We start from the raw sequence: 20,124 nt of genomic DNA, 5'->3' as shown, positions 1-20,124 counted from the left end.
CTCTGGTTAATGGAGTCGCAGTCCAAATCTACCGCCAAGCCTCAAAGCTTACGACAAGCCCCGGTTCACTGCGACTCCATATCGAAATTACCTGTGATTACATCACGCTGCAAATCTACATGCGACCAGCAAAACGCCGGGGATGGAAATCCGCAAGGCTCGCCCCTCGGGCGATTCGCATGGCCTTGCGGATTTTCATCTCCGGCATTTAATTCCCTGCCGGCGGAAAGAGATGACGATATTCCGGGATCGAGGGGAGCGTAACACAAAATTATGGACACTGCCTATTACTATATCTTGCAAAATCATTATACGACTGACTCTTCCAACTTACCCATAGCTATCTCATTCAATTATTTTCGTTCCACTTCTTACACTGCTCCATAATCGTATTCAAAGCATCTTCCTGCCCAGCAGGCGGATAATTATACTTTTTCAACAATCGTTTGACAATACGCCGCATTCCGGCACGAGCACTCTCCTTCATATTCCAGTCAATCGTCTTGTTTCGCCGAAGCGCATCTGTCAACTCTCGCGTAATAGCGACCAACTGATCGTTGGAATAGAAATCTTTTACAGCCTCAGGCTTGGTCAACGCATCATAAAAGGCAAGTTCTTCGCTGTTCAGATTAAGCGACTTGCCGGCCTTTTCGCCGTGAACGATCTCACGGGCTATTTTCAGCAGTTCTTCGATAACCTCTTCGTTCGTCAGCATCCCTTTCAAATAGCGGCTCATGGCATCGGCCAGAATTTCCGAAAACTTCTCGGCTCGTACCGTATTCGTTCGCTGATATAGTTGTACCTGCTCTGCAATCAACCTACGCAATAATTCTACGGCGAAGTTCCGTTCCTTCATCCGGGCAACCTCTTCCAGGAATTTCGAATCGAACAAAGAGAACTCCTCCTTGATATCGGAGAAAAGATTAATTACCCCTTCGCTCTTGATACTCTGCTTGAGCAATTCATTAATACGCCCGTTAATCTCACGGAACGAAATCTTGCCCTTGGCTTCCACGCGCGTCAGTAATGTGCGAACCGCCTCAAAATAGGCAGCTTCGATACGTTGCTCATAATTCAGTAAACTCTGACAAAGCGACAATGCCTGCCGCAGCAGCAGCGCCTCTTTGATATAGAGTTTTTTCGTTTCCATCCGCTCGGGGGACTGCATGAAATCGACACCTCCGCTGATGGCTTTCGCCCGCTCCAAATCAGACTTACCGAAGAAAGCACCATAATCGAATCCATACATCAGATCACGGCAAACGTCCAGTTTCTTCTGAAACTCCGGATAGGCGGTTTTAGCCACATCCGTATCACCATAATTTTTGCGGTCACGGTATGTATAATCGTTCATCGCCGTCTTCAACGCCGAAGCGATACCCACATAATCCACAACCAAACCACCTTGTTTATCCCCAAACACACGATTCACACGAGCAATAGCCTGCATTAGATTGTGTCCGGACATCGGTTTATAGACATACATCGTCGAAAGCGAAGGTACGTCGAAACCCGTAAGCCACATATCAACTACGATGACGATTTTCAACGAGCTATCGTTGTCTTTGAACCGCTTCTCCAACTCTTTCTTGTGGGAATCATTTCCAATAATCGCCCGCCAGTCTTCCGGATCTTTATTACCGGAAGTCATCACAACAGCCAGCTTGTCACTCCACACCGGACGCATTTCGAGAATCCGACGGTAAATCTTGATCGCTATTGGCCGCGAATAGGCTACTATCATCGCCTTACCCGTCTGCTCGTATTGCCGGAATTCCTCATAGTGTTTTACGATGTCCTCGCACAATGATGCCACCGTCGCGTCAGCTCCAAGGATCGAGTCGAGCCGCCCCAATTCACGCTTGCTTTTCTCAATGACATACTCTTCCGCCTCCTCAGCCATCGCATCATACTCCGCATCAATACGCCGCAAGGACTGCTCGTCGAGTTTCAGATTGATTACACGGCTCTCGTAAAATACCGGCCGTGTCGCACCGTCCTCCACCGACTGCGTCATATCGTACACGTCGATGTAATCTCCAAACACTTCGCGTGTCGACCGATCTTTTTGCGAAATAGGCGTTCCGGTAAACCCGATATAGGTAGCATTCGGCAACGCATTACGCACCAGACGCGCCGCGCCGATTACAACTTTGGCTTGCGTTACCCCGTCAGCATCCGTAACCATCCTGACCCTCTCCTCCAATCCGTATTGACTGCGATGCGCCTCGTCGGCCATAACAACTATATTTCGTCGCGTCGAAAGAGGTTCTTCGCTCTCTTCGAATTTCTGCATCGTCGAGAAAAAGATACCGTTCGCTTCGCGTCCCGCCAATAATTCCCGAAGATGAGCCCGACTTTCGGCCTGCACGGGTGTCTGACGCAAAAAATCCCTGCAACAAGCGAACTGCCGGTACAACTGACCGTCCAAATCGTTACGGTCTGTCAGCACGACGATAGTCGGCGACGACATCGCCTGCTGCAACTGCTTGGCGAAAAAGACCATCGACAATGACTTTCCGCTGCCCTGCGTATGCCAAAACACGCCACCCCGACCATCTGTCTCAGCTGCTTTAACCGTCGAAAGCACAGCCTTGTGTACGGCATAAAACTGATGATAGGCACTTAATATCTTAATATCCTGTTTACCGTCTTTCGAATAACAAACAAAATTCCGCAACAATTCAACAAACCGCGTTTTTTCGAACATTCCCGCGAAAAGCACATCGAAATTCGCGCTATGGGTATCTTCATAACTCCCATCTACCGTTTTCCACTGCATAAAACGGTCTTCACCCGCTGTGATCGTCCCCGCCTTAGTCATCGCCTGATCGCTCATCACACAAAAAGCGTTATAGATAAAGAGTGACGGAATCTCCTGCATATAGTTACGCAATTGTGCATAAGCTTCCGACACGTCTGTATTCTCACGCGATGGCGATTTGAGTTCGACCACCACCAGCGGCAATCCATTGACAAATACGATCATATCCGCACGCCTTACCGAGTGCCCATCGACCGTCCATTGATTAGCGATCGTAAACCGATTATGTAACGGTGAATCGTAATCGACAAGCCGGACATTTGCGGAACATTGCTCGCGGCCATCGAAATAATTGACAGCTACGCCATTTTGCAAATAATCCGTGAACAATTCATTCTTCTGTACCAACGTTCCGCCCTCATAGGTCCGAATTTTCACCATAGCTTCGTCAATAGCGGCCTGTGGCAGTCCACGATTGATCTGCGGCAACACAGCCTCCAGCACCTCCACGTAAAGCGGTTCTGCATAGTCGCGCATTACATTGGGACCGTACACATAATCATAGCCTAATTGCTCTCGAAACAACTCGAGAATAGCGTTTTCAAAATCATCTTCGGTGAAGTGCATATAATTGTTATTTTTTCACATACAAGTTAACAAGTTGTGATACCATATTACGCGCAGATTGCGTTGCGACATCAGAACTAATAGATTGTAAAGACAGGCTTCGTTTGATTTTACGCCTCAAATCACTAATGGTCGCTTCCTTATTGGCCCAATCTATATATTCGGTTTGCCGTGTAATAATTCGAAGAACATTCTGTTTTATAGCATCATCTGAAATATATTGTGATATGATATCATAAATAGCCTTATCAACTAACTCTTCTCTCACTACGGATTCAGCTATCTCAACACTTTCCTTAGATTCTTCAGCTTTTATTGCATCAAAATCTATCTTTTCAAAAGATGAAGCGCTTCTGACATTAGATTTACACATACTATATTTGATATATGCCATCTGATGCTCCAACTCCGGAAATAAAGCCCCTTGGTTTATATTGTAGAAATTCAATTCTTCTAAAAGGCTTTCCTTGCTTCCGGCCGGTATGATTATCCTTTCGCTCGCAAACTGGCTATTTAAAGAACAACTGCTCTTCTCGATCCGACTGGCGCCGTAATCAGATTTATTGAGTTGAATATTAATGCTACCAGAAAGCAAAAAAGCTCCGCTCTGCCGAATCAAACGTTCATTGTTGAATGTCGATATAACAAAGTAAGCATTTTGCATCACCTTTGCCAGTTCCTCAAAATCCTCGGCTTGTTTTATTTGACTGCGTAGTCCTAATTTCTCGACCAATTGATGCAATACAATATCTCCGCTGAAATCCATTTCCGCGATTCGGGCCAACAGATCAATATCATCTGAATTATGCTTATGTCCATAAGCCCGTCTATAATAAACAGCCCCATCGACATCATATTCATTATCAAATGAATGATCGGAGTCGACATCAATAGTATCAGATTCTTTATAATTCTTGTCGTAGTTTTCTTTATCTTCACATTTCGCACACGCAAAATACAACGCGACTAAAGGATTTAGCGTTACATCCAACATTCTGGTTGGCAGTCCATAATGTTGTAATTTTGTCAGTCGTTCAAATGCACTTCGGCCGCCAAATTCAAAAGGAGCACGAGCACAAGCCTCGGATATAATATCGGATTCAATCGTCAGGTTATTCTCTCTAAATAAACACGGGCGCACATCCCAATTTTTATTGGATTGGCCCCTGAAAAAGAATCGCTCATTGCTACCTTCATTGGCAGCTTGCAACTGAGAAATATATGCAACATATTCCGACAATGTATTGACGATTACATTGCCATTTGAATCAATATTAAGATCTAATTCCATTAGAAATCCCAGTTTAATACAAATATAACAAAAATAGAAATTACAATAGTAACTTTGATAAATGATAATTTAGAGGAGCAGGCCAAAGCGTTGTTTAAGTCGTGGTTTGTGGATTTCGATCGAAACGAATGGGTTCACTGTGAATTAGGAGATATCACACTTATTACTGCTGGAGGTGATAGGCCTTCAAAATATACTAATAAAAAGACTATTGAGTGTCATGTTCCTATATATTCTAATGGAATAGATAATGAAGGATTATATGGTTATACAAATGTTGCAAAAATTCACGAGGAAAGTATAACTATTTCTGCAAGAGGAACTATAGGTTATGTCTGTTTGAGATTAGAACCATATGTTCCTATTGTCCGGCTAATTTCAATAATCCCTAATAAAAAAGAGTTGTCTGCAAAATATTTATACTTGTGGGCATTAACTCAGAATATTACAGGAACGGGGACGACTCAGCAACAATTGACTGTTCCGATTTTCAGAAAAACTCCAATATCAATACCCTCTGACACTAAATTGAAGCAATTTAACTCTATTGCTGATCCTTTATTTAGTCAAATTGAATCTAATAAAAAAGAAAACATAAAATTATCCACTCTCCGTGATACCCTTCTACCCAAACTCATGTCCGGCGAGCTCTCCGTCGAGGAGGTTTCCTTCGATTAGCTTGCTAAATTATCATTTATCGGTTATCTTTGTGTGTATTTCAATGGACTGCGTAACTTTATCAATTTCAATAATACAAACGCAGCCATGAAAGAAAAACTAATTGACGAAATTAAAACCGCGATGCGTACCGTCATTACGGCAGATCAAATGAGCATCTTATGTAACGTGCTGAATCGCACATTGCAAAATATTGTCATCGCAGAAAAGCTTCCGGATAGCGAAGCGCGAGTCAAGGCTAATTCTCAACTGCAAACGCTATTTATATCAGCCAAACGCGTCGAGGGATGCTCTGAGAAAACATTAAAATATTATGCTTCGACTATTGAATATATGTTACGGCAGATCGACAAGAATATCGTCGATATAACAACGACCGATCTACGATGTTATCTTGCATCATACCAATCGAATAACCAATCGTCAAAAGTTACCATAGACAATATCCGCAGAATTTTCTCAAGCTTTTTCGCATGGCTCGAAGACGAAGATTATATTCTTAAAAGCCCGGTGAGACGCATCCATAAAGTTAAAACCGGCTCTTTAATTAAAGAGGTGCTATCCGATGAAAATCTTGAAATTTTGCGTGACAACTGCACCCATATACGAGATCTGGCAATCATAGACATGCTATCGTCTACCGGTATCCGCGTCGGCGAACTGGTAAAAATTAATCGAGAAGATATAGACTTTCACGAACGCGAGTGCGTCGTTTTCGGTAAAGGCAACAAAGAACGGGAAGTCTATTTCAACGCCCGCACAAAAATTCATCTGAAACAATACCTCGAAAGCCGGACAGATGACAATCCGGCACTCTTCGTATCCATTGCCAAGCCGCATAATCGGCTTAAAATTAGCGGAGTAGAGTTACGTCTCCGCCAACTCGGCCGCAAAGTTTCGATTCACAAAGTTCATCCGCATAAATTCCGCCGAACACTTGCTACAATGGCCATTGATAAAGGGATGCCGGTCGAACAGGTACAAAAGCTATTGGGGCACGTCAAAATCGACACGACAATGCACTATGCAATGGTTAATCAAAGCAATGTCAAAATCTCACATCGGAAATATATAAATTAGGTATGACACGAGTAACCTGCAAAATAAAGGATGTAATATCAGAAGTCAAAAGTGGTGATTGGGGCAAAGGCTCCCCCACAGAGAACTATACAACAGAAGTATTATGTGTGAGAGGGGCTGACATTCCCGAACTTTGCAAAGGCAATGTCGGCAAAATGCCACAACGTTTTATCCATAATAAAAAAGCGACATCAAAGATTTTATCTGCTAATAATTTAATAATTGAAATATCCGGCGGGAGTCCAACGCAGTCAACGGGGCGCATTGCGCTAATATCCGATAAAATATTATCCCGATATAGTAAGCCTTTGATATGTTCTAACTTCTGTAAAGCCATCACAGCAACGGGCATCCAACCTGAATATCTTTTTAATTACTGGCTTTATCTGTACAATAAAGATGCTATGTTCCCCTATGAGAATGGCACAACCGGCATTAAGAATTTAGATTTCAACAGTTTTATTCAGGAACAAGATATATCAATTCCTGATATTAAAACTCAACAAAAAATAGTCTCTATTCTTTCTTCAATTGACGAAAAAATAGAGACCAATAAGCGTATAAATGATAATTTAGAGGAGCAGGCCAAAGCGCTGTTTAATCATTACTTTATTCAAAATACAGAGAATTTAGGAGAATGGCAAGACGGGGTTTTGACTGACATTGCCCAATACCTTAATGGATTGGCTATGCAAAAATATCCAGCGATGCCTAATGAGGCAGGATTGCCAGTTTTAAAGATTAAAGAACTTGGACAAGGACAATGTGACACCAACAGTGATCGTTGCTCATCTTTAATAAAACCTGAATATATAATTTCTGATGGAACCATTATATTTTCTTGGTCAGGAACCCTACTTGTAGATATTTGGTGTGGTGGAAAATGTGGGCTCAACCAACATTTATTTAAGGTATCTTCGGCAAAGTATCCTCAATGGTTTGTTTTTTATTGGACAAAGCATCATTTGAATAAATTTATTCGCATTGCGAAAGACAAAGCGGTTACTATGGGGCATATCAAACGATGTGATTTAGAAATATCAAAAGTAAAAATCCCAAGTAAGCAGGCTTTGGTTAATTTAGATAAGTTATTTTCTCCCATCTTTAATAGAATGGTTACTTGTCGAATTGAAAATAGGAAATTATCATCTCTCCGCGATACCCTTCTACCCAAACTCATGTCCGGTGAGATCTCCGTTGAGGAGGTTTCCCTCGATTAGCTTGCTAAATTATCATTTATCCGTCGATTGAGTCTGATCTTATTATCGAGAGAAGATAATATAGCTACAACTTTTTTCTGCACATCTATTGCGGGGATATTTACAGGCCATTGCATAATCTGTTTTTTGTCCCCTCGAGGCATTTTACACCCTTTTGCTCCCGACATTACGTAATCGAAAAACGCTTGCTGGCTCAACAGATAGTATAAATATTTGCTATCTGTATTTTCTTTTGCACGAATACACAAAACATCCGCAGAGCACCCACCGCACCTATCAGCACACCATATTTTTTGGAAATATGGCCGAATATTAGAGATCAAAATATCTCCGATTTTATATTCAGTTGTGGTTCCAGGCGGTATTATTGTAGATTCACTTATACCACCTTTATTGGGTAACATATTTTCCGTAGAGATATAATTCATACTACTCGTTGTGCGATTATTTACATAGTCACATACATGTTCTAATTCACATGCATTTTTTAAGTCATTAAGAATTAAGCCCATATTTGCTACAATTTATACCCAATACTACCTAACTGTTTTTTGATCTCTGCCTCCAGCTCGTGCGACTTTTCAAATAGTCCAGAAAGCTCGCCCGTCAAGCGTGTCATTTTCTCCTCAAACGGTTCGGTGTCCTCCTCTTGCGCAGCAATGCCCACATAGCGACCGGGCGTGAGAATAAAATCCTGCTTGGCAATTTCTGCGACAGAGGTAACCGCACAAAATCCTTTTTCATTCTCCAATTTTCCAGCAACATAGGCATTATAGGTGTCGGCAATGCGCTGAATATCGCCGCGCTTTATCGGATCGACCGTGTCACTATCGGTCAATTCGCGCAGTTTGCGCGTTACCATTGTACCTAAGTTGCGAGCATCGATAAAGAGCGTTTTGCCCTTTTGTTGCTTGTTTTTATTGAAAAACCAAATCGACACGGGAATTTGTGTAGTATAGAACAACTGCGGCGGCATAGCGATAACACAATCCACCAAATCAGCCTCTACCAATTTACGCCGAATCTCGCCCTCACCGCCACTCTGGCTCGACAGCGAGCCGTTGGCCAGCACAACGCCCGCACGTCCCGTCGGGGCAAGGTGGTGGATGATATGCTGAATCCACGCAAAGTTGGCATTGCCATTGGGCGGTGTACCGTATTTCCAACGCACATCATCCGCCAGCTTATCCGCCCCCCAATCGCTCAGATTGAACGGAGGATTGGCCATCACGAAATCGGCCTTCAGAGTCGGATGGCAATCATTGAAAAAGGTATCCGCATTATATCGCCCGAGATCGGCCTCGATACCGCGAATCGCCAAGTTCATCTGCGCCATTTTCCATGTCGTAGGATTGGAATCCTGACCATAGACTGATATATTATTGATATTTCCAGAGTGGTTCTCGATGAATTGTGCAGACTGTACAAACATACCACCCGAACCGCAGCAAGGATCGTAAACACGACCTTTATAAGGTTGTAATACGTTCACCAACGTCTTAACGATACAAGCCGGAGTATAAAATTCACCTGCCAATTTTCCTTCGGCCTCAGCAAACTTCGAAAGACAATATTCGTAAGCACGACCCAAAATATCCTTCGAATCGCCGTGCTCATGCATCCGAATATTTGTAAACAAATCGACAACTTCACCCAAGCGGCGTTTGTCGAGCTCGGGACGCGCAAAGTTTTTCGGAAGAATATCTTTCAGACGCTTATTCTCCTTCTCAATTGCCCGCATCGCATTGTCGATGATCGTTCCAATTTCAGGAGAGTGTGCATGGATGGCAATAGCTTCCCAACGGGCTTCCGCAGGGACATAGAAAACCGGATCATAACTACCCTTCTCATTTTTATTACTCAAATACTCATCCTTGTCTTCCTCAAAGCCCTCTCCTTCGGCAACAAGCTGTTGATATTTAGCTTCGAATTTGTCCGAGATGTATTTCAGGAAAATAAGTCCCAATACAACGGATTTATATTCCGATGCATCAATATTTCCGCGCATCTTATCCGCCGCCTTCCATATTTCCTTTTCAAAGCCGATGTCGGCTGTATTCATCGCTGCCATTGTATAGAATATTTTAGGTAAAGGTACAAAATCTTCCCATTTTTTCGCTTTCCCGCAAAGGAATAAACCTTAAAAACAATATCCGCAAGGCTCACATAGCGATTTGCAGGACCTTGCGGATATTATTTCCTCAACTAAATTTTAGAAAAAATGATACAGCTTAGTTGTTCTTATTCAATAAAAACGCATTTTTCTTGTCAAATCCCCACTCATAAATGTATTCGGCACCTTCAATCCGGATAATGAACACAACACGCTCCCCTTTAATCCATGCTACATGAACAAATCCGGATACGGATTCTCCGGGATATATCGTGTTTTTCTTCAAATATCCCAGCTTTTTGACCTGTTGTTCGTCCTGCAAGGCCTGACCGAAATCAGCGATCCGCTGCTGTGAGGCCATGTTGGCCTGATAGGCTGCAGAGGGATTATAAGTCGTAGTCGTATAAGACGAATAACCGCCGTAGCTGCTGTAACCGGTCGTCGTGGAGGTCGAATACCCTGCGCCGGCAGAAGCCATTCCTTCGCTGACGCCCATCAAAACAGCGGCCCAGGTCTGCGATCGGTTCACTTTCTTCAGATAGCTATCGCAAGACCAGACCTGCAGATCGGTGGCGACATCGTGTTCGTCTACGGAATAGGCCGTCATATCGGTCTCCGGATTGAATTCGACCGGCGTCAATGAATTATTGGAGATAATCAGATCGACCCGGTGCCACTTGCCGTAATCCCGGACGATGGCATCCGTCAAGGCGATCGTCAATCCGTTTTTGAAATAGACCTCCCAGGGCACACCGTCCCGATAATCGACCGAACGCTCCGTTATGACCGGAGATTCCCATACCGGCATGTCGTCCGCAATGCGGAATTTAAGCGTGTTCCCGCTGCCGTCCGCCAGCAAATAATAATCATGAACCGGCAGCCCTGCACGATATTCCACCATTCGGCAGGAGCCGTCTCCGTTGTATGCCTCGTACATCCCGGACAATTCGCCGCCGGCATACGACGCACGTGTTTTCAACGTTCCATTCTCGTCGTATTGCCGATATTCGCCTTCCAACAATCCTTCCGAATAATATGATTTTTCCGACATGCGACCATTCTTGAAATAGGAAACAACATCTCCGTCAAACACCGTCCGGCGATCATCAAGCGTATCGATTGTCTGAAAACGCCCTTCTCTCCGCAATTCTCCCGAAATATAAAAATCCTTGAACATTTTGAGCCCCGCCGCATCCGCAGGATAAAGCGCCAGTCGATAATAATCGGCAAAAACCGGATTTCGCACCGTCATCCCCGAACGGCTATAGTAGAGTGTATCTATCCGCTCCTGCGACAAAGCACCTTTGCCTACCACTAGCAACAATACAAACAATAAAACTCGGTTCATAAAATGACTAGGCTTCATAGGTTTCATCACTTTTCCGATATCCGACACGCTGTTATCGTGTCAATTGTTCTTATTGATCAGATTCACCACAACCTTCGTCATCACGTCTTTTTCCTCCGTGCGGCTCTCGGCAATCATCAGCGTCAGGGCGACCAGTGTATTGTTATCCAAAAGGCGCGAACCGTCAGCACGGTAAAGAATCCGATTGTTTTCCAAGAACCAAAGGAACAGGAAAGCGGCGATACGCTTGTTACCGTCGCTGAACGAATGGTTTTTAACCGTCAGATAGAGCAGATTAGCCGCCTTCTCCTCAACGCTCGGATAGAGGTCCCGCCCGCCGAAAGTCTGGTAAATTGCGCCCATCGTGCTTTTGAACGACTCGTCCTTCTCGTGGGCGAACAGCTCGCTGCCTCCGAACTTGTCGCGTAACACCTGTAACGCCTCCATCGCATTTTCATAGGTCGCATGAAACGGCTCCTCGGTCGTAGTAGCCGACACTTCCAACTGCTGATAATCGTAGCGGTCGAGCGTATCGAGACCGTAAGTATAGTCCGTAATCACGCGCAGCAACCCGATTGCCTCGGATTTCGTAACATCCTTTGCCGACAACACGTTCGAGAGCAGATGAACGGTTTGTTTCAGCTCCTCCAACTGCTCGGCCTTGGACTGGCTATTGACTGCATAGCCTTTTATTAGATACTCTTTCAAGACCTTATTTGCCCAGATACGAAATTGAGTGGCATTTTTGGAATTGACGCGATAGCCCACCGATAGAATCATATCGAGGTTATAAAATGGAATCATACGTCGCACTTGCCGTTGCCCCTCATGCTGAACATGTGCAATTTTTGCACATGTTACGTCCCGCTCCAATTCGGACGACTTATAAATGTTGTTGACATGTCTGACAATAACCGTTCTGTCAACTCCGAACAAATGCGCAATCTGCGCCTGCGTCAGCCACACGCTGTCGTTCTCCATGCGAACGTCCAAGCGGGTCTCGCCGTCTGCCGTCTGGTAAATGATAATCTCCCCTCTGTCCATAGAAACAAAGATACGAATAAGCCTGAAATATCGAAAATCCGTCGAAGCGATTATTTTACAGCCACCCAAATACAATTCGCTCTCCCTTACCCAAAAGTAAAGGAGAGCGTACTGCTACTTTCTCATCAACTTCTCGAAATACTTGCAATCATAGCCCCAATAGCATTTGCCGTCACCGGCAAAATCCCAAATATTCATTACTTCCCGAAGCCGAAGCGGCAGCTCCTTACCGTCCCGGATAAATCGTTTGGATCGGCTACGAAAAAGACGGTTACATAACTGCTTGTCCTTTTTCTGCGACTTGCAACACGCGATCGTGCTGACGGGTGTTCGTTTCCTGCTTCTGCTCATGATCTCATAAGGTTTGACCCGTAACTTTCTACGAGTCGATTAAACACTTATGAGGCTCTAAATATTAAATTATTCAACATATTGACAATACTAAATTTCAAAGTGACGCATACGAATCTGTCTATGCTTCGGCTATAATCCGCAATGTTTCCTTTACATATCCCCTGCGATCATACTTCTCTCCTCGGCACAACCAACAACTGCATGGCGTTCCTGTTTTTTTGTAGATCTGCATCCATTTCACCCTTGCCAACTCGAACCAATGAGGATGTCTATTCCAGTTACCATCCGCTTTCTTGATTCCACACCCGCAAGCGGCATGATAAACCATGCGAGCTTTAAACACCCGGTTCTGTTGTTCTCTCCTCCAAAGTTTGTTTCTTTTGTCCATCGTCTCTTTGTATTAAAGTTAGAATGAACAAAAAATTTATCTGACTATACCCCAGCCTGTCCATATTGTAAAGTTTTAAGTGATGACTAAGACTATATTATGAATACAAAGATAATGTTTATTTATGTCATCTTATGACGCAAATTATTTTTTCATTTATAAAATCGATATCGAACATAAATCGAGCTTGATACGATTCACATAATTTCATTCAAACAACCAACTATTAATGCATAATATTAACAATACGAATAATGCTCAATTTGACGATAAAAATCCGCCTGCATCTCCAAAAGTCTTCGCATTTGGTTTTTTCGCCGAAAATCGCTATATTTGTACTGTCATGCAAGGAGATACGGCGACGGCGCAGGCGAAACGGGCAGGCGGGCGCAAGACCATGCAAAAAGACGGTAGGCGACGCGGGAATAAAGCATAGAAAACCGTTGCAAACCGTTGATATACATTAGGCTTACAAATGTGCAGGAGCACCTTTATCCGCACATCGAAGTCGCCTCCTTGGGAGATTTTTTTCGGGCGGCAGGCCGGACAAATGCGAATCGCAAGCCGATAAACCCCAGAAGCCTTCCATCCCCGTATTGGGCGGAAATTGCAGATTTATTTTGCAAATGCGTGTTTATTTCATACCTTTAAATCGAAATCCGAGGGGGGGGGGGGAAACTGAAACCAACCCTTATGACCGATGCGGGCAACACCGCGCAGGGACACGCATATTTTCAATCTGCCTCTTCCCCCAATCGTTTAACTAAAACACTTTTTAGGATGAAACATTGGGGTCTTTTCTTTTTGGCGCTCTGCTGCGCAGCCTGTCACAACGATGAACCGGAGCAGAAGTATTACATCACCCTCGATGAAGATGAAATCAGGGCAGATTATTCCGGGATTCAGCAACGTATAGCAGTTTCGGCCAACTGCGACTGGAGTATCCGAAATATTCCGCAATGGTGCATTATCGAAAAGACCGTTGCGGATAACGCTGAGTATCTGGATATAGAGGTGTTGCCGAACGACACGGAAAATCCGCGCGAGGCAACAATAACGCTTGCCTGCCTGCATGACAGGTACAAACAGACAACCGCCGACCTGTTCGTTTCCCAAGCCGGGCAAAAAAAGCCGGAATACGACCCTTTGCAGTGGCATACGTTCGCAGTTAATAAATTCAACGATAATAAATACGACCTCCTGCCGGACAATGTCACGCGCAAATATCGGCTTTCGGCCGAACAGTCATTTGTAAACCCGGCGTTCAGGACGCAGGTTTATCCGGGACATTTGATTAACTGCCATACTGACAACCGGACATTGACGGTCTACGACCAATATACTTACAACCCGATTAACATCAGTGCCTCTATCAATGGGAAGCTTTATGAAAAGGAAATGCTGCCCACGTTCGACGGTATGAATGAAATGGTGCAGCAAATAACCTCCGAATTACCAGCTCAAAGTCAGCAATTCAACTATATCGGCCCTTTGCAATACCACTCACACAGGCATCTGCACCTGCTGGGGGTAGGAAACCTGGGCCTCAACCTCGATGAACTGCTAAGCGGGAAACCCTACACCGAAAAAGAAATGGGGAAACGGACGGGGTTTTTCTATAACTATTCCCGGGAAATGTTTACTATTATGATGGACTATCCTGATAAATTAATCCGAGAAACAATCAGCGAGGAACAACTGCCCGATATGTCCTATATTACCCACCTGACCTTTGGCCGAATGTCTTTGCTTTTCGTTGAGACAGACCTGGAATATACGAAGGCAATAAGCGTTGTTGATAAAATTATCAAAAAGGAAGAGTTGAGTGCGGATGACATTCAGGTTAAAGCCGATCTTCTCGTCTATTATGTCTATTTCGACAAAGGCAACAACCCGCAAACGGTTACGGGAGGCAGCGAACTGATCGGAAGATTCGTGAACGAGATCGGCTCGCTGAATATCACGCCTTTAGGGTTTAGCACAAATAAACTAACCAACAATCAGGTTGGAAATTTAGTCATAGAATTTGCATTGCCGTAAACCGGATCCCTTCGGAAAAGGCAACCGGAGAGGGAATAAATTCCGGTTTCAATACAGTGCGGCAATCCCCGCCTCAGCGCATCAGCAGCTTATACCCCACTCCCCGCACGTTCACCAGCTGGATCGACGGGTCGGCCACAAGGCGGTGGCGCAGGCGGGTGATGAAGACATGCAGGCTGCGGGCGTTGAAAAACGAATCGTCGCCCCAGATATTCACCAGCAGGGTTTTCATCGGCACGATCTCGCCCGCATTCCGGCAGAGGTATTGCAGCACTTCGGATTCGCGGGCCGAAAGTTCCGTCACCACGCCGTCGCACGTGAGCCGCTGGCGCTCGGCGTCGAAACGCATACGCCCCAGTTCGAACACACGTTCCGTACGCGCTTTCCCGACGCCCGCACGCCCGGCAAGCGCCCTGACCCGCACGATCAGCTCGCTCATGGCAAAGGGCTTGCGCAGGTAATCGTTGCCCCCGGTCTCGAATCCCTGCACCACGTCCTCGGCCGCCGAGCGCGCCGAGAGGAAAAGCACAGGCACCCCGGGCGCTTCGCGGCGCAGGCGCCCGACGAAGGTGAACCCGTCCATACAAGGCATCATGACATCCGACACGACCACATCGGGGCGCGACCCGCGGAACGCCCGCAACCCGGCCTCGCCGTCGTAGGCCACCGTCACCTCGAACCCCTTTTCGGAAAGGGTATCGGCGATGATCCCCGCGAGGGTTTGCTCGTCCTCTACGAGCAGCAGTCTGATCTTATCGCCCATCGTCCGGAAGTATCAGGGTGAAGGTCGTACCGCGCCCCTCGGTGCTCTCCACCGCGACCGAGCCGCCGTGTTTGACGGCGATTAGCCCGACGTAGTACAACCCGAGGCCGAAGCCCTTGACATTGTGAATGTCGCCCGTAGGCACGCGGTAAAACTTATCGAAGATATGCGCCTGCGCGGCACGCGGAATGCCGATGCCGTCGTCGGCGACTCGCAGGACGACCCGGCCGCCGTCCCGCCCGGCCGAAATGCGGATATGCACCTCCTCGCCGGAATATTTCAGGGCATTGTCGACCAGGTTGTCCAGGGCATGCGAGAGGTGGAAGCGGTCGGCGAAGGCAGTCAGCCCTTCGGGTGAAACATCCACCGTGACCCGTGCGGGTTTGGCTGCCTGCATCCGGAACTTCTCGGCCAGCGCCCCGAGCATCCCGGCCAGGGGGATACGCTCGCGGCGGAGCGTGAAATCCTCACGTTCCTCGCGCGACATGGTGAGGATGCGCTCGACCATCTCCGACAAAGCCGTCAGCTGGCTGCGGATCACACCCAGGTATTTCGCACGCCGCACCCCATCGTCGGCCGCCCCGAAATTCTCCAGCGCGTCGTTGGCCGCATAGGCCACGGCGATCGGGGTCTTCAGCTCATGGGTAATGTTGTGCGTGAAATCCATCCGCATCTCCTCGAGCGTCTTCTGCCGGAACAGCGTCCGCAACAGGTAGATGACCACGAACGCGACGACGAGCAGCATGAGCACCGAGGTGAGGATGATGCCGAACAGCTCGCGCAGCAGTTCCCGGTGGGGGTTTTCGATCTTCACCCGGAAAAGCAGCTTGTCATCCGTGGTGACGCGCGAGGTGAACACCTTCGGGTTCCGTATCTGCGGAGCATCCTTCTGCGAGGCGATGACCGCCTCCTCCCGCGCCGCACCCGCTGGCCGCGCCGCCAGGCTGTCGAGCCGGATTTCGGTAACGTCCCCGTCGTCCCCGCCCCGGATCACGTCGACACTGTGGGGCAGGCCGATGCCGGAATCGGCCAGGTAGCGCGTCAGCAGGGAGTCGTAGCGGGACAGGTTGAACTGGAGCGCCGTAAACGAAGGCATGCGCACCTCCTGATAGATATAACGGGTCTTGTCGCCGCGGCGCAGGGCGATATTCGTCCGCAGCGTGTCGACCTTCGACCGGATGGAAAGCACCTTGCCGGCCGCCCCAAGGCTTTTCACAGAGATCGTGTCGATCATATCCAGCTTAACGGAGTCGATATTGCCCGTCGTCACGACCGACGTCCGGGTCTGCGACGTCCGGCGCCGGTTGCCCATCAGCAGGTCGTCGTACGCCGCGCGGTTCATAGCGAGGGTCACCTTACGCGAAAACTCCTCCGCTCGGTCGGCATACATCCGCCACAAGCTCCACGCCTGCACGAAGGCCAGCGCCAGCAGGGCGCCGATCGCGCAGAACGAGATATTTCTGAAACGGTTCTTATCCACGGCCGAGGGGTTTATACCACAAAAATACGAATAAAAACACTCCTGCCGCCGGCGTTAACATTATTTAACACTTCTTAACGCGGCGTTAACCATCGCCCTTCGTTTTTCGGGGTAATATTGCACCGTAAACCAACACACCGAAGCCATGAAAACAAAACTCACCTTCCTTATCATCGCCGCTGCGCTGGCCGCCGCAACCGCAGGACGGGCGCAGACCGTCATCTCCTACTCGACCGACGGCGGGGCACAGGCCCTCGAAACGGGCAGCGTACGGCAGACCGTGCTGGACACCGCCACGCTCGAAGTGAGCTACCGCATGGAGTGGCTGCGGCACCCCGACAGCAAGGAGCCGATGCAAGACCTGCTGCTGTTGCAGGCCGGAGGGAAGGTTACGAAATTCTTCTCCTACAAGACGCTCCAGCGGGACTCGCTGCTGCGCATCACCCCGACCGAGCAGGTGCTGGCCAACGTGGGCAACTTCAAGGGGGGCCTGGAGGCCGTCGTATTCCAGAACTACCCCGCAGGCGAGATGACCTGCACCGACAAGATCTCACGGGACAACATGCTCTACACCGAGCCGCTGCCCGAAATCGAGTGGACGCTCCGCGACGGGACGCGCGAGGTCATCGGTTACGACTGCCGCCGTGCGACCTGCCGCTTCCGCGGGCGCGATTACGAAGCCTGGTACACCGAGGAGCTCCCGCTCGCCACCGGCCCCTGGAAATTCCACGGGCTGCCCGGACTGATCCTGGCCGTGAACGACACGGGCGACGACGGGGGCATCATCCGCTTCGAGGCGACCGGGATCCGCCGCGCCGAAGTCCCGGTGACGATGGCCGACCTGAACTACCTGAAAACTTCGCGCAAAAAATTCCTGGCCACCGAGCGCAAATTCATGACCGACCCGATCGGCTACATGCAGGCCAATTCGAACATCAGGATCACGGTAAGGAACGAGGACGGGACGCCGCGCGAGGGTGCCGACCTGCTCCGCGAATACAATCCGCTGGAAACAGAATAACCCCGCGGCGCGATGAAGTACCTGCTGACCCTGCTTTGGTTGCTGGGCGCAATCGTCGCCCAGGCCCAGGAGTATACGGGCCACGTAGCCGACAAGGAGGACGGGGCGCCCGTCGCCGGGGCCATCGTCACGGCGCGGGACTCCCTGGGCAAGCCGCTGGGTTACACGACGACCTCGGCCTCGGGCGATTTCGTGCTCAGGTCGCGCGGGGACGGGACAACCGCGCAGCTCGACTTCTCGACGATGGGCTACCGCCGGCAGTCGGTTCCGGCCAACGCCGGGCGGATGCTCGTGCTGCTGACGCCCGAGACGACCGATATCCGCGAGGTGACGATCCGCGCCCCGCGGCTGAGCTTCCGGGGCGACACCGTAAGCTACAACGTGTCGCGCTTCACCGAGGCGCAAGACCGCTCGATCGCCGACGTACTGCGCAAGATGCCGGGCATCGAGGTGGCGAAATCGGGCGAGATACGCTACAACGGCCAGCCGATCAACAACTTTTACATCGAAGGGCTGGACATGCTCGACGGCCGTTACGGACAGGCGACCAACAACATCGCGCCGCAGGACGTGGCGAGCGTCGAAGTGATGGAGAACCACCAGCCGATCAAGGCGCTCAAGGACATCGTATTCAGCGACCGCGCAGCCATCAACCTCCGGCTGAAGCCGCACGCCAAAGCCCGCTGGACGGGGACGCTGCGCGGCGGTGCGGGCTGGTCGCCGGCGTTGTGGAACGGCGCGCTCTTCGCCATGCGCATCGGTGCCCGGGGGCAGTCGATGGTCAACCTCAAAACCGACAACACGGGGCAAAACCCCTCGGCCGAGACCGAACGGCTTTCGGTCGAGGACATCCTCAACGGCGGAGCCAACGACTACAATCCCGCCGCACACCTTTCGGTCGGCACTTCGTCCGCGCCGCTCGACGATACACGCACGCGCTTCAACCGCTCGCACATGGCCGGGCTGAACAACCTGCGCAAACTCTCCGAGGACTACCAGCTCAGCAGCTCGCTCACTTGGGGTTACGACCGCCTGGCCTCGGATCGCGCCGCCCGGCAAAGCTGGTACCTAACGGACGGCACGCGCGTGGACACCGAGCAGGAGTCGGCCGCTTCGTGCCGGCAACAGCTTTCGGCACGCATCGCACTAAAAGCCAACACCGAGCGGTTCTACATGCAGGAAAAACTCGAAGCTTCGCTGGCATGGAACGGCATCCGTGCCGTGCTCTCGGGCAGCTACCCCAACCGCCAGCGTGCCGACGCCCCGGCCTACGGCATCGAAAACGACCTGAAATATATCCGGCGCACCGGCACACGTTCGCTCACCGTCACCTCCTACCTGAAATACCTTACCCGCCCTCAGTCGCTCGATGTGGTGCGCGAAACGGGCAGCCAGCGGCAGACGATCGCCGACCGCGCTTTTTACATGAACCACAACGCGGCATTCGGCACGCAGGCCGGGCGGTTCGCCTTCGCATTCAAAGGCGGAGTTTCGGCACTCTTCCGGGGGCTCGTAACAGACCTGACGGGCACCGGGCTCGGGACAGGCACCGCGAACGACCTTTCGGCCGGTTACGCGGGCGTTTACCTCCAGCCGGGCATCACCTACCGCTCGCAGCGGCTGCGGCTGACGCTCGACCTGCCGGCAGGTTACCGCCGCTATGGACTGCACGACAGGATCGACGGCAGTCGAAACCCGGCGGGCATTTTCACCTGGAAGCCTCGCTTCGCGGTGAAATGGAGCCCCACGGGACGCCTTTCGCTTTCGGCATCGGGTACGGTCGGCCGCGACGCGGCGGACGACAGCCGCATAGGCAACGGCGCCGTCCTGCGCAACTACCGTTCGGTGCTCTGCGGCGTAAACGAATACCGGCAGGCGCTGCAACGCAGCCTCTCGGCAGGCATCGCCTACAA

General features: G+C 49.2%; 17 protein-coding genes. 8 read left to right on the top strand and 9 right to left on the bottom strand.

Features of this window, described 5'->3' with window-relative positions:
• Positions 1–212 (top strand): hypothetical protein (locus tag DW189_RS14530; protein ID WP_220398831.1); only part of this gene is annotated, 212 nt, incomplete at its 5' end.
• A 137-nt stretch (positions 213–349) separates the two neighbouring features.
• Here the strand turns inward: DW189_RS14530 and DW189_RS08570 are convergent.
• Together DW189_RS08570 and DW189_RS08565 are read right to left on the bottom strand one after the other, a co-directional pair.
• The gene (locus DW189_RS08570) at positions 350–3,391 is read right to left on the bottom strand and encodes a type I restriction endonuclease subunit R (RefSeq protein ID WP_014775545.1); all 3,042 of its coding nucleotides are present in this window, start codon (positions 3,389–3,391) and stop codon (positions 350–352) included.
• Positions 3,392–3,398: 7 nt separating this feature from the next.
• Positions 3,399–4,682, bottom strand: a complete 1,284-nt coding sequence (locus DW189_RS08565) for an FRG domain-containing protein (RefSeq protein ID WP_014775544.1) — start codon at positions 4,680–4,682, stop codon at positions 3,399–3,401.
• A 54-nt stretch (positions 4,683–4,736) separates the two neighbouring features.
• On the opposite strand from DW189_RS08565, the gene DW189_RS14440 reads away from it, so the two are divergent.
• The 3 genes from DW189_RS14440 (at position 4,737) to DW189_RS08555 (ending at position 7,660) form a co-directional block, all read left to right on the top strand.
• Positions 4,737–5,360 carry a restriction endonuclease subunit S gene (locus DW189_RS14440; protein ID WP_181969298.1) on the top strand — a complete coding sequence of 208 codons (624 nt, stop codon included), beginning with the start codon at positions 4,737–4,739 and terminating at the stop codon, positions 5,358–5,360.
• Positions 5,361–5,447: 87 nt separating this feature from the next.
• Positions 5,448–6,440 carry a site-specific tyrosine recombinase/integron integrase gene (gene xerA / locus DW189_RS14435; protein WP_014775543.1) on the top strand — a complete coding sequence of 331 codons (993 nt, stop codon included), beginning with the start codon at positions 5,448–5,450 and terminating at the stop codon, positions 6,438–6,440.
• A 2-nt stretch (positions 6,441–6,442) separates the two neighbouring features.
• Positions 6,443–7,660 carry a restriction endonuclease subunit S gene (locus tag DW189_RS08555; protein WP_117507531.1) on the top strand — a complete coding sequence of 406 codons (1,218 nt, stop codon included), beginning with the start codon at positions 6,443–6,445 and terminating at the stop codon, positions 7,658–7,660.
• Here DW189_RS08555 and DW189_RS08550 read toward each other — a convergent pair.
• The 5 genes from DW189_RS08550 to DW189_RS14775 form a co-directional block, all read right to left on the bottom strand.
• Positions 7,657–8,172: a restriction endonuclease subunit S gene (locus tag DW189_RS08550; protein WP_083923866.1), complete on the bottom strand. Its 516-nt coding sequence runs from the start codon at positions 8,170–8,172 to the stop codon at positions 7,657–7,659. The genes DW189_RS08555 and DW189_RS08550 overlap by 4 nt on opposite strands.
• A gap of 5 nt (positions 8,173–8,177) precedes the next feature.
• Positions 8,178–9,731 carry a type I restriction-modification system subunit M gene (locus tag DW189_RS08545; protein WP_014775541.1) on the bottom strand — a complete coding sequence of 518 codons (1,554 nt, stop codon included), beginning with the start codon at positions 9,729–9,731 and terminating at the stop codon, positions 8,178–8,180.
• A gap of 160 nt (positions 9,732–9,891) precedes the next feature.
• Positions 9,892–11,139 (bottom strand): toxin-antitoxin system YwqK family antitoxin, encoded by a 1,248-nt coding sequence (locus DW189_RS08540; RefSeq protein WP_022044330.1) that lies wholly within the window; start codon positions 11,137–11,139, stop codon positions 9,892–9,894.
• Positions 11,140–11,181: 42 nt separating this feature from the next.
• Positions 11,182–12,165, bottom strand: a complete 984-nt coding sequence (gene rhuM, locus DW189_RS08535) for a RhuM family protein (RefSeq protein WP_014775538.1) — start codon at positions 12,163–12,165, stop codon at positions 11,182–11,184.
• Positions 12,166–12,637: 472 nt separating this feature from the next.
• Positions 12,638–12,907: a hypothetical protein gene (locus tag DW189_RS14775; protein ID WP_014775536.1), complete on the bottom strand. Its 270-nt coding sequence runs from the start codon at positions 12,905–12,907 to the stop codon at positions 12,638–12,640.
• A gap of 229 nt (positions 12,908–13,136) precedes the next feature.
• Between DW189_RS14775 and DW189_RS14240 the strand changes: the two genes are divergently transcribed.
• Complete coding sequence (locus DW189_RS14240) at positions 13,137–13,343, top strand: hypothetical protein (RefSeq protein WP_130064584.1); 207 nt, start codon at positions 13,137–13,139, stop codon at positions 13,341–13,343.
• A 257-nt stretch (positions 13,344–13,600) separates the two neighbouring features.
• Entirely contained in the window at positions 13,601–14,947 is a 1,347-nt protein-coding gene (locus DW189_RS08520; RefSeq protein ID WP_147326493.1) for a BACON domain-containing protein, read from the top strand.
• Positions 14,948–15,020: 73 nt separating this feature from the next.
• Here DW189_RS08520 and DW189_RS08515 read toward each other — a convergent pair whose 3' ends face one another.
• The gene (locus DW189_RS08515) at positions 15,021–15,710 is read right to left on the bottom strand and encodes a response regulator transcription factor (RefSeq protein WP_117507528.1); all 690 of its coding nucleotides are present in this window, start codon (positions 15,708–15,710) and stop codon (positions 15,021–15,023) included.
• The gene (locus DW189_RS08510; RefSeq protein WP_117507526.1) at positions 15,700–17,190 is read right to left on the bottom strand and encodes a sensor histidine kinase; all 1,491 of its coding nucleotides are present in this window, start codon (positions 17,188–17,190) and stop codon (positions 15,700–15,702) included. Before DW189_RS08510 ends, DW189_RS08515 begins: the two co-directional genes overlap by 11 nt.
• A gap of 145 nt (positions 17,191–17,335) precedes the next feature.
• Between DW189_RS08510 and DW189_RS08505 the strand changes: the two genes are divergently transcribed.
• Positions 17,336–18,211 carry a GLPGLI family protein gene (locus DW189_RS08505; protein WP_117507524.1) on the top strand — a complete coding sequence of 292 codons (876 nt, stop codon included), beginning with the start codon at positions 17,336–17,338 and terminating at the stop codon, positions 18,209–18,211.
• 12 nt (positions 18,212–18,223) lie between these two features.
• A partial coding sequence (locus DW189_RS08500; RefSeq protein ID WP_220398830.1) for a TonB-dependent receptor occupies positions 18,224–20,124 on the top strand: 1,901 nt, incomplete at its 3' end.

The sequence above is a fragment of the Alistipes sp. AM16-43 genome (assembly GCF_003435745.1).
GTDB lineage: Bacteria > Bacteroidota > Bacteroidia > Bacteroidales > Rikenellaceae > Alistipes > Alistipes onderdonkii.
This window is presented reverse-complemented; position numbering and strand designations above follow the sequence as displayed.

Bases quoted from the DNA above. Each gene is read 5' to 3' on its own strand.
- DW189_RS08570 (WP_014775545.1), bottom strand. From the start codon at position 3,391: ATGCACTTCACCGAAGATGATTTTGAAAACGCTATTCTCGAGTTGTTT.
- DW189_RS08565 (WP_014775544.1), bottom strand. From the start codon at position 4,682: ATGGAATTAGATCTTAATATTGATTCAAATGGCAATGTAATCGTCAAT.
- xerA (WP_014775543.1), top strand. From the start codon at position 5,448: ATGAAAGAAAAACTAATTGACGAAATTAAAACCGCGATGCGTACCGTC.
- DW189_RS08555 (WP_117507531.1), top strand. From the start codon at position 6,443: ATGACACGAGTAACCTGCAAAATAAAGGATGTAATATCAGAAGTCAAA.
- DW189_RS08550 (WP_083923866.1), bottom strand. From the start codon at position 8,172: ATGGGCTTAATTCTTAATGACTTAAAAAATGCATGTGAATTAGAACAT.
- DW189_RS08545 (WP_014775541.1), bottom strand. From the start codon at position 9,731: ATGGCAGCGATGAATACAGCCGACATCGGCTTTGAAAAGGAAATATGG.
- DW189_RS08540 (WP_022044330.1), bottom strand. From the start codon at position 11,139: ATGAAGCCTAGTCATTTTATGAACCGAGTTTTATTGTTTGTATTGTTG.
- rhuM (WP_014775538.1), bottom strand. From the start codon at position 12,165: ATGGACAGAGGGGAGATTATCATTTACCAGACGGCAGACGGCGAGACC.
- DW189_RS14775 (WP_014775536.1), bottom strand. From the start codon at position 12,907: ATGGACAAAAGAAACAAACTTTGGAGGAGAGAACAACAGAACCGGGTG.
- DW189_RS14240 (WP_130064584.1), top strand. From the start codon at position 13,137: ATGCATAATATTAACAATACGAATAATGCTCAATTTGACGATAAAAAT.
- DW189_RS08520 (WP_147326493.1), top strand. From the start codon at position 13,601: ATGACCGATGCGGGCAACACCGCGCAGGGACACGCATATTTTCAATCT.
- DW189_RS08515 (WP_117507528.1), bottom strand. From the start codon at position 15,710: ATGGGCGATAAGATCAGACTGCTGCTCGTAGAGGACGAGCAAACCCTC.
- DW189_RS08505 (WP_117507524.1), top strand. From the start codon at position 17,336: ATGAAAACAAAACTCACCTTCCTTATCATCGCCGCTGCGCTGGCCGCC.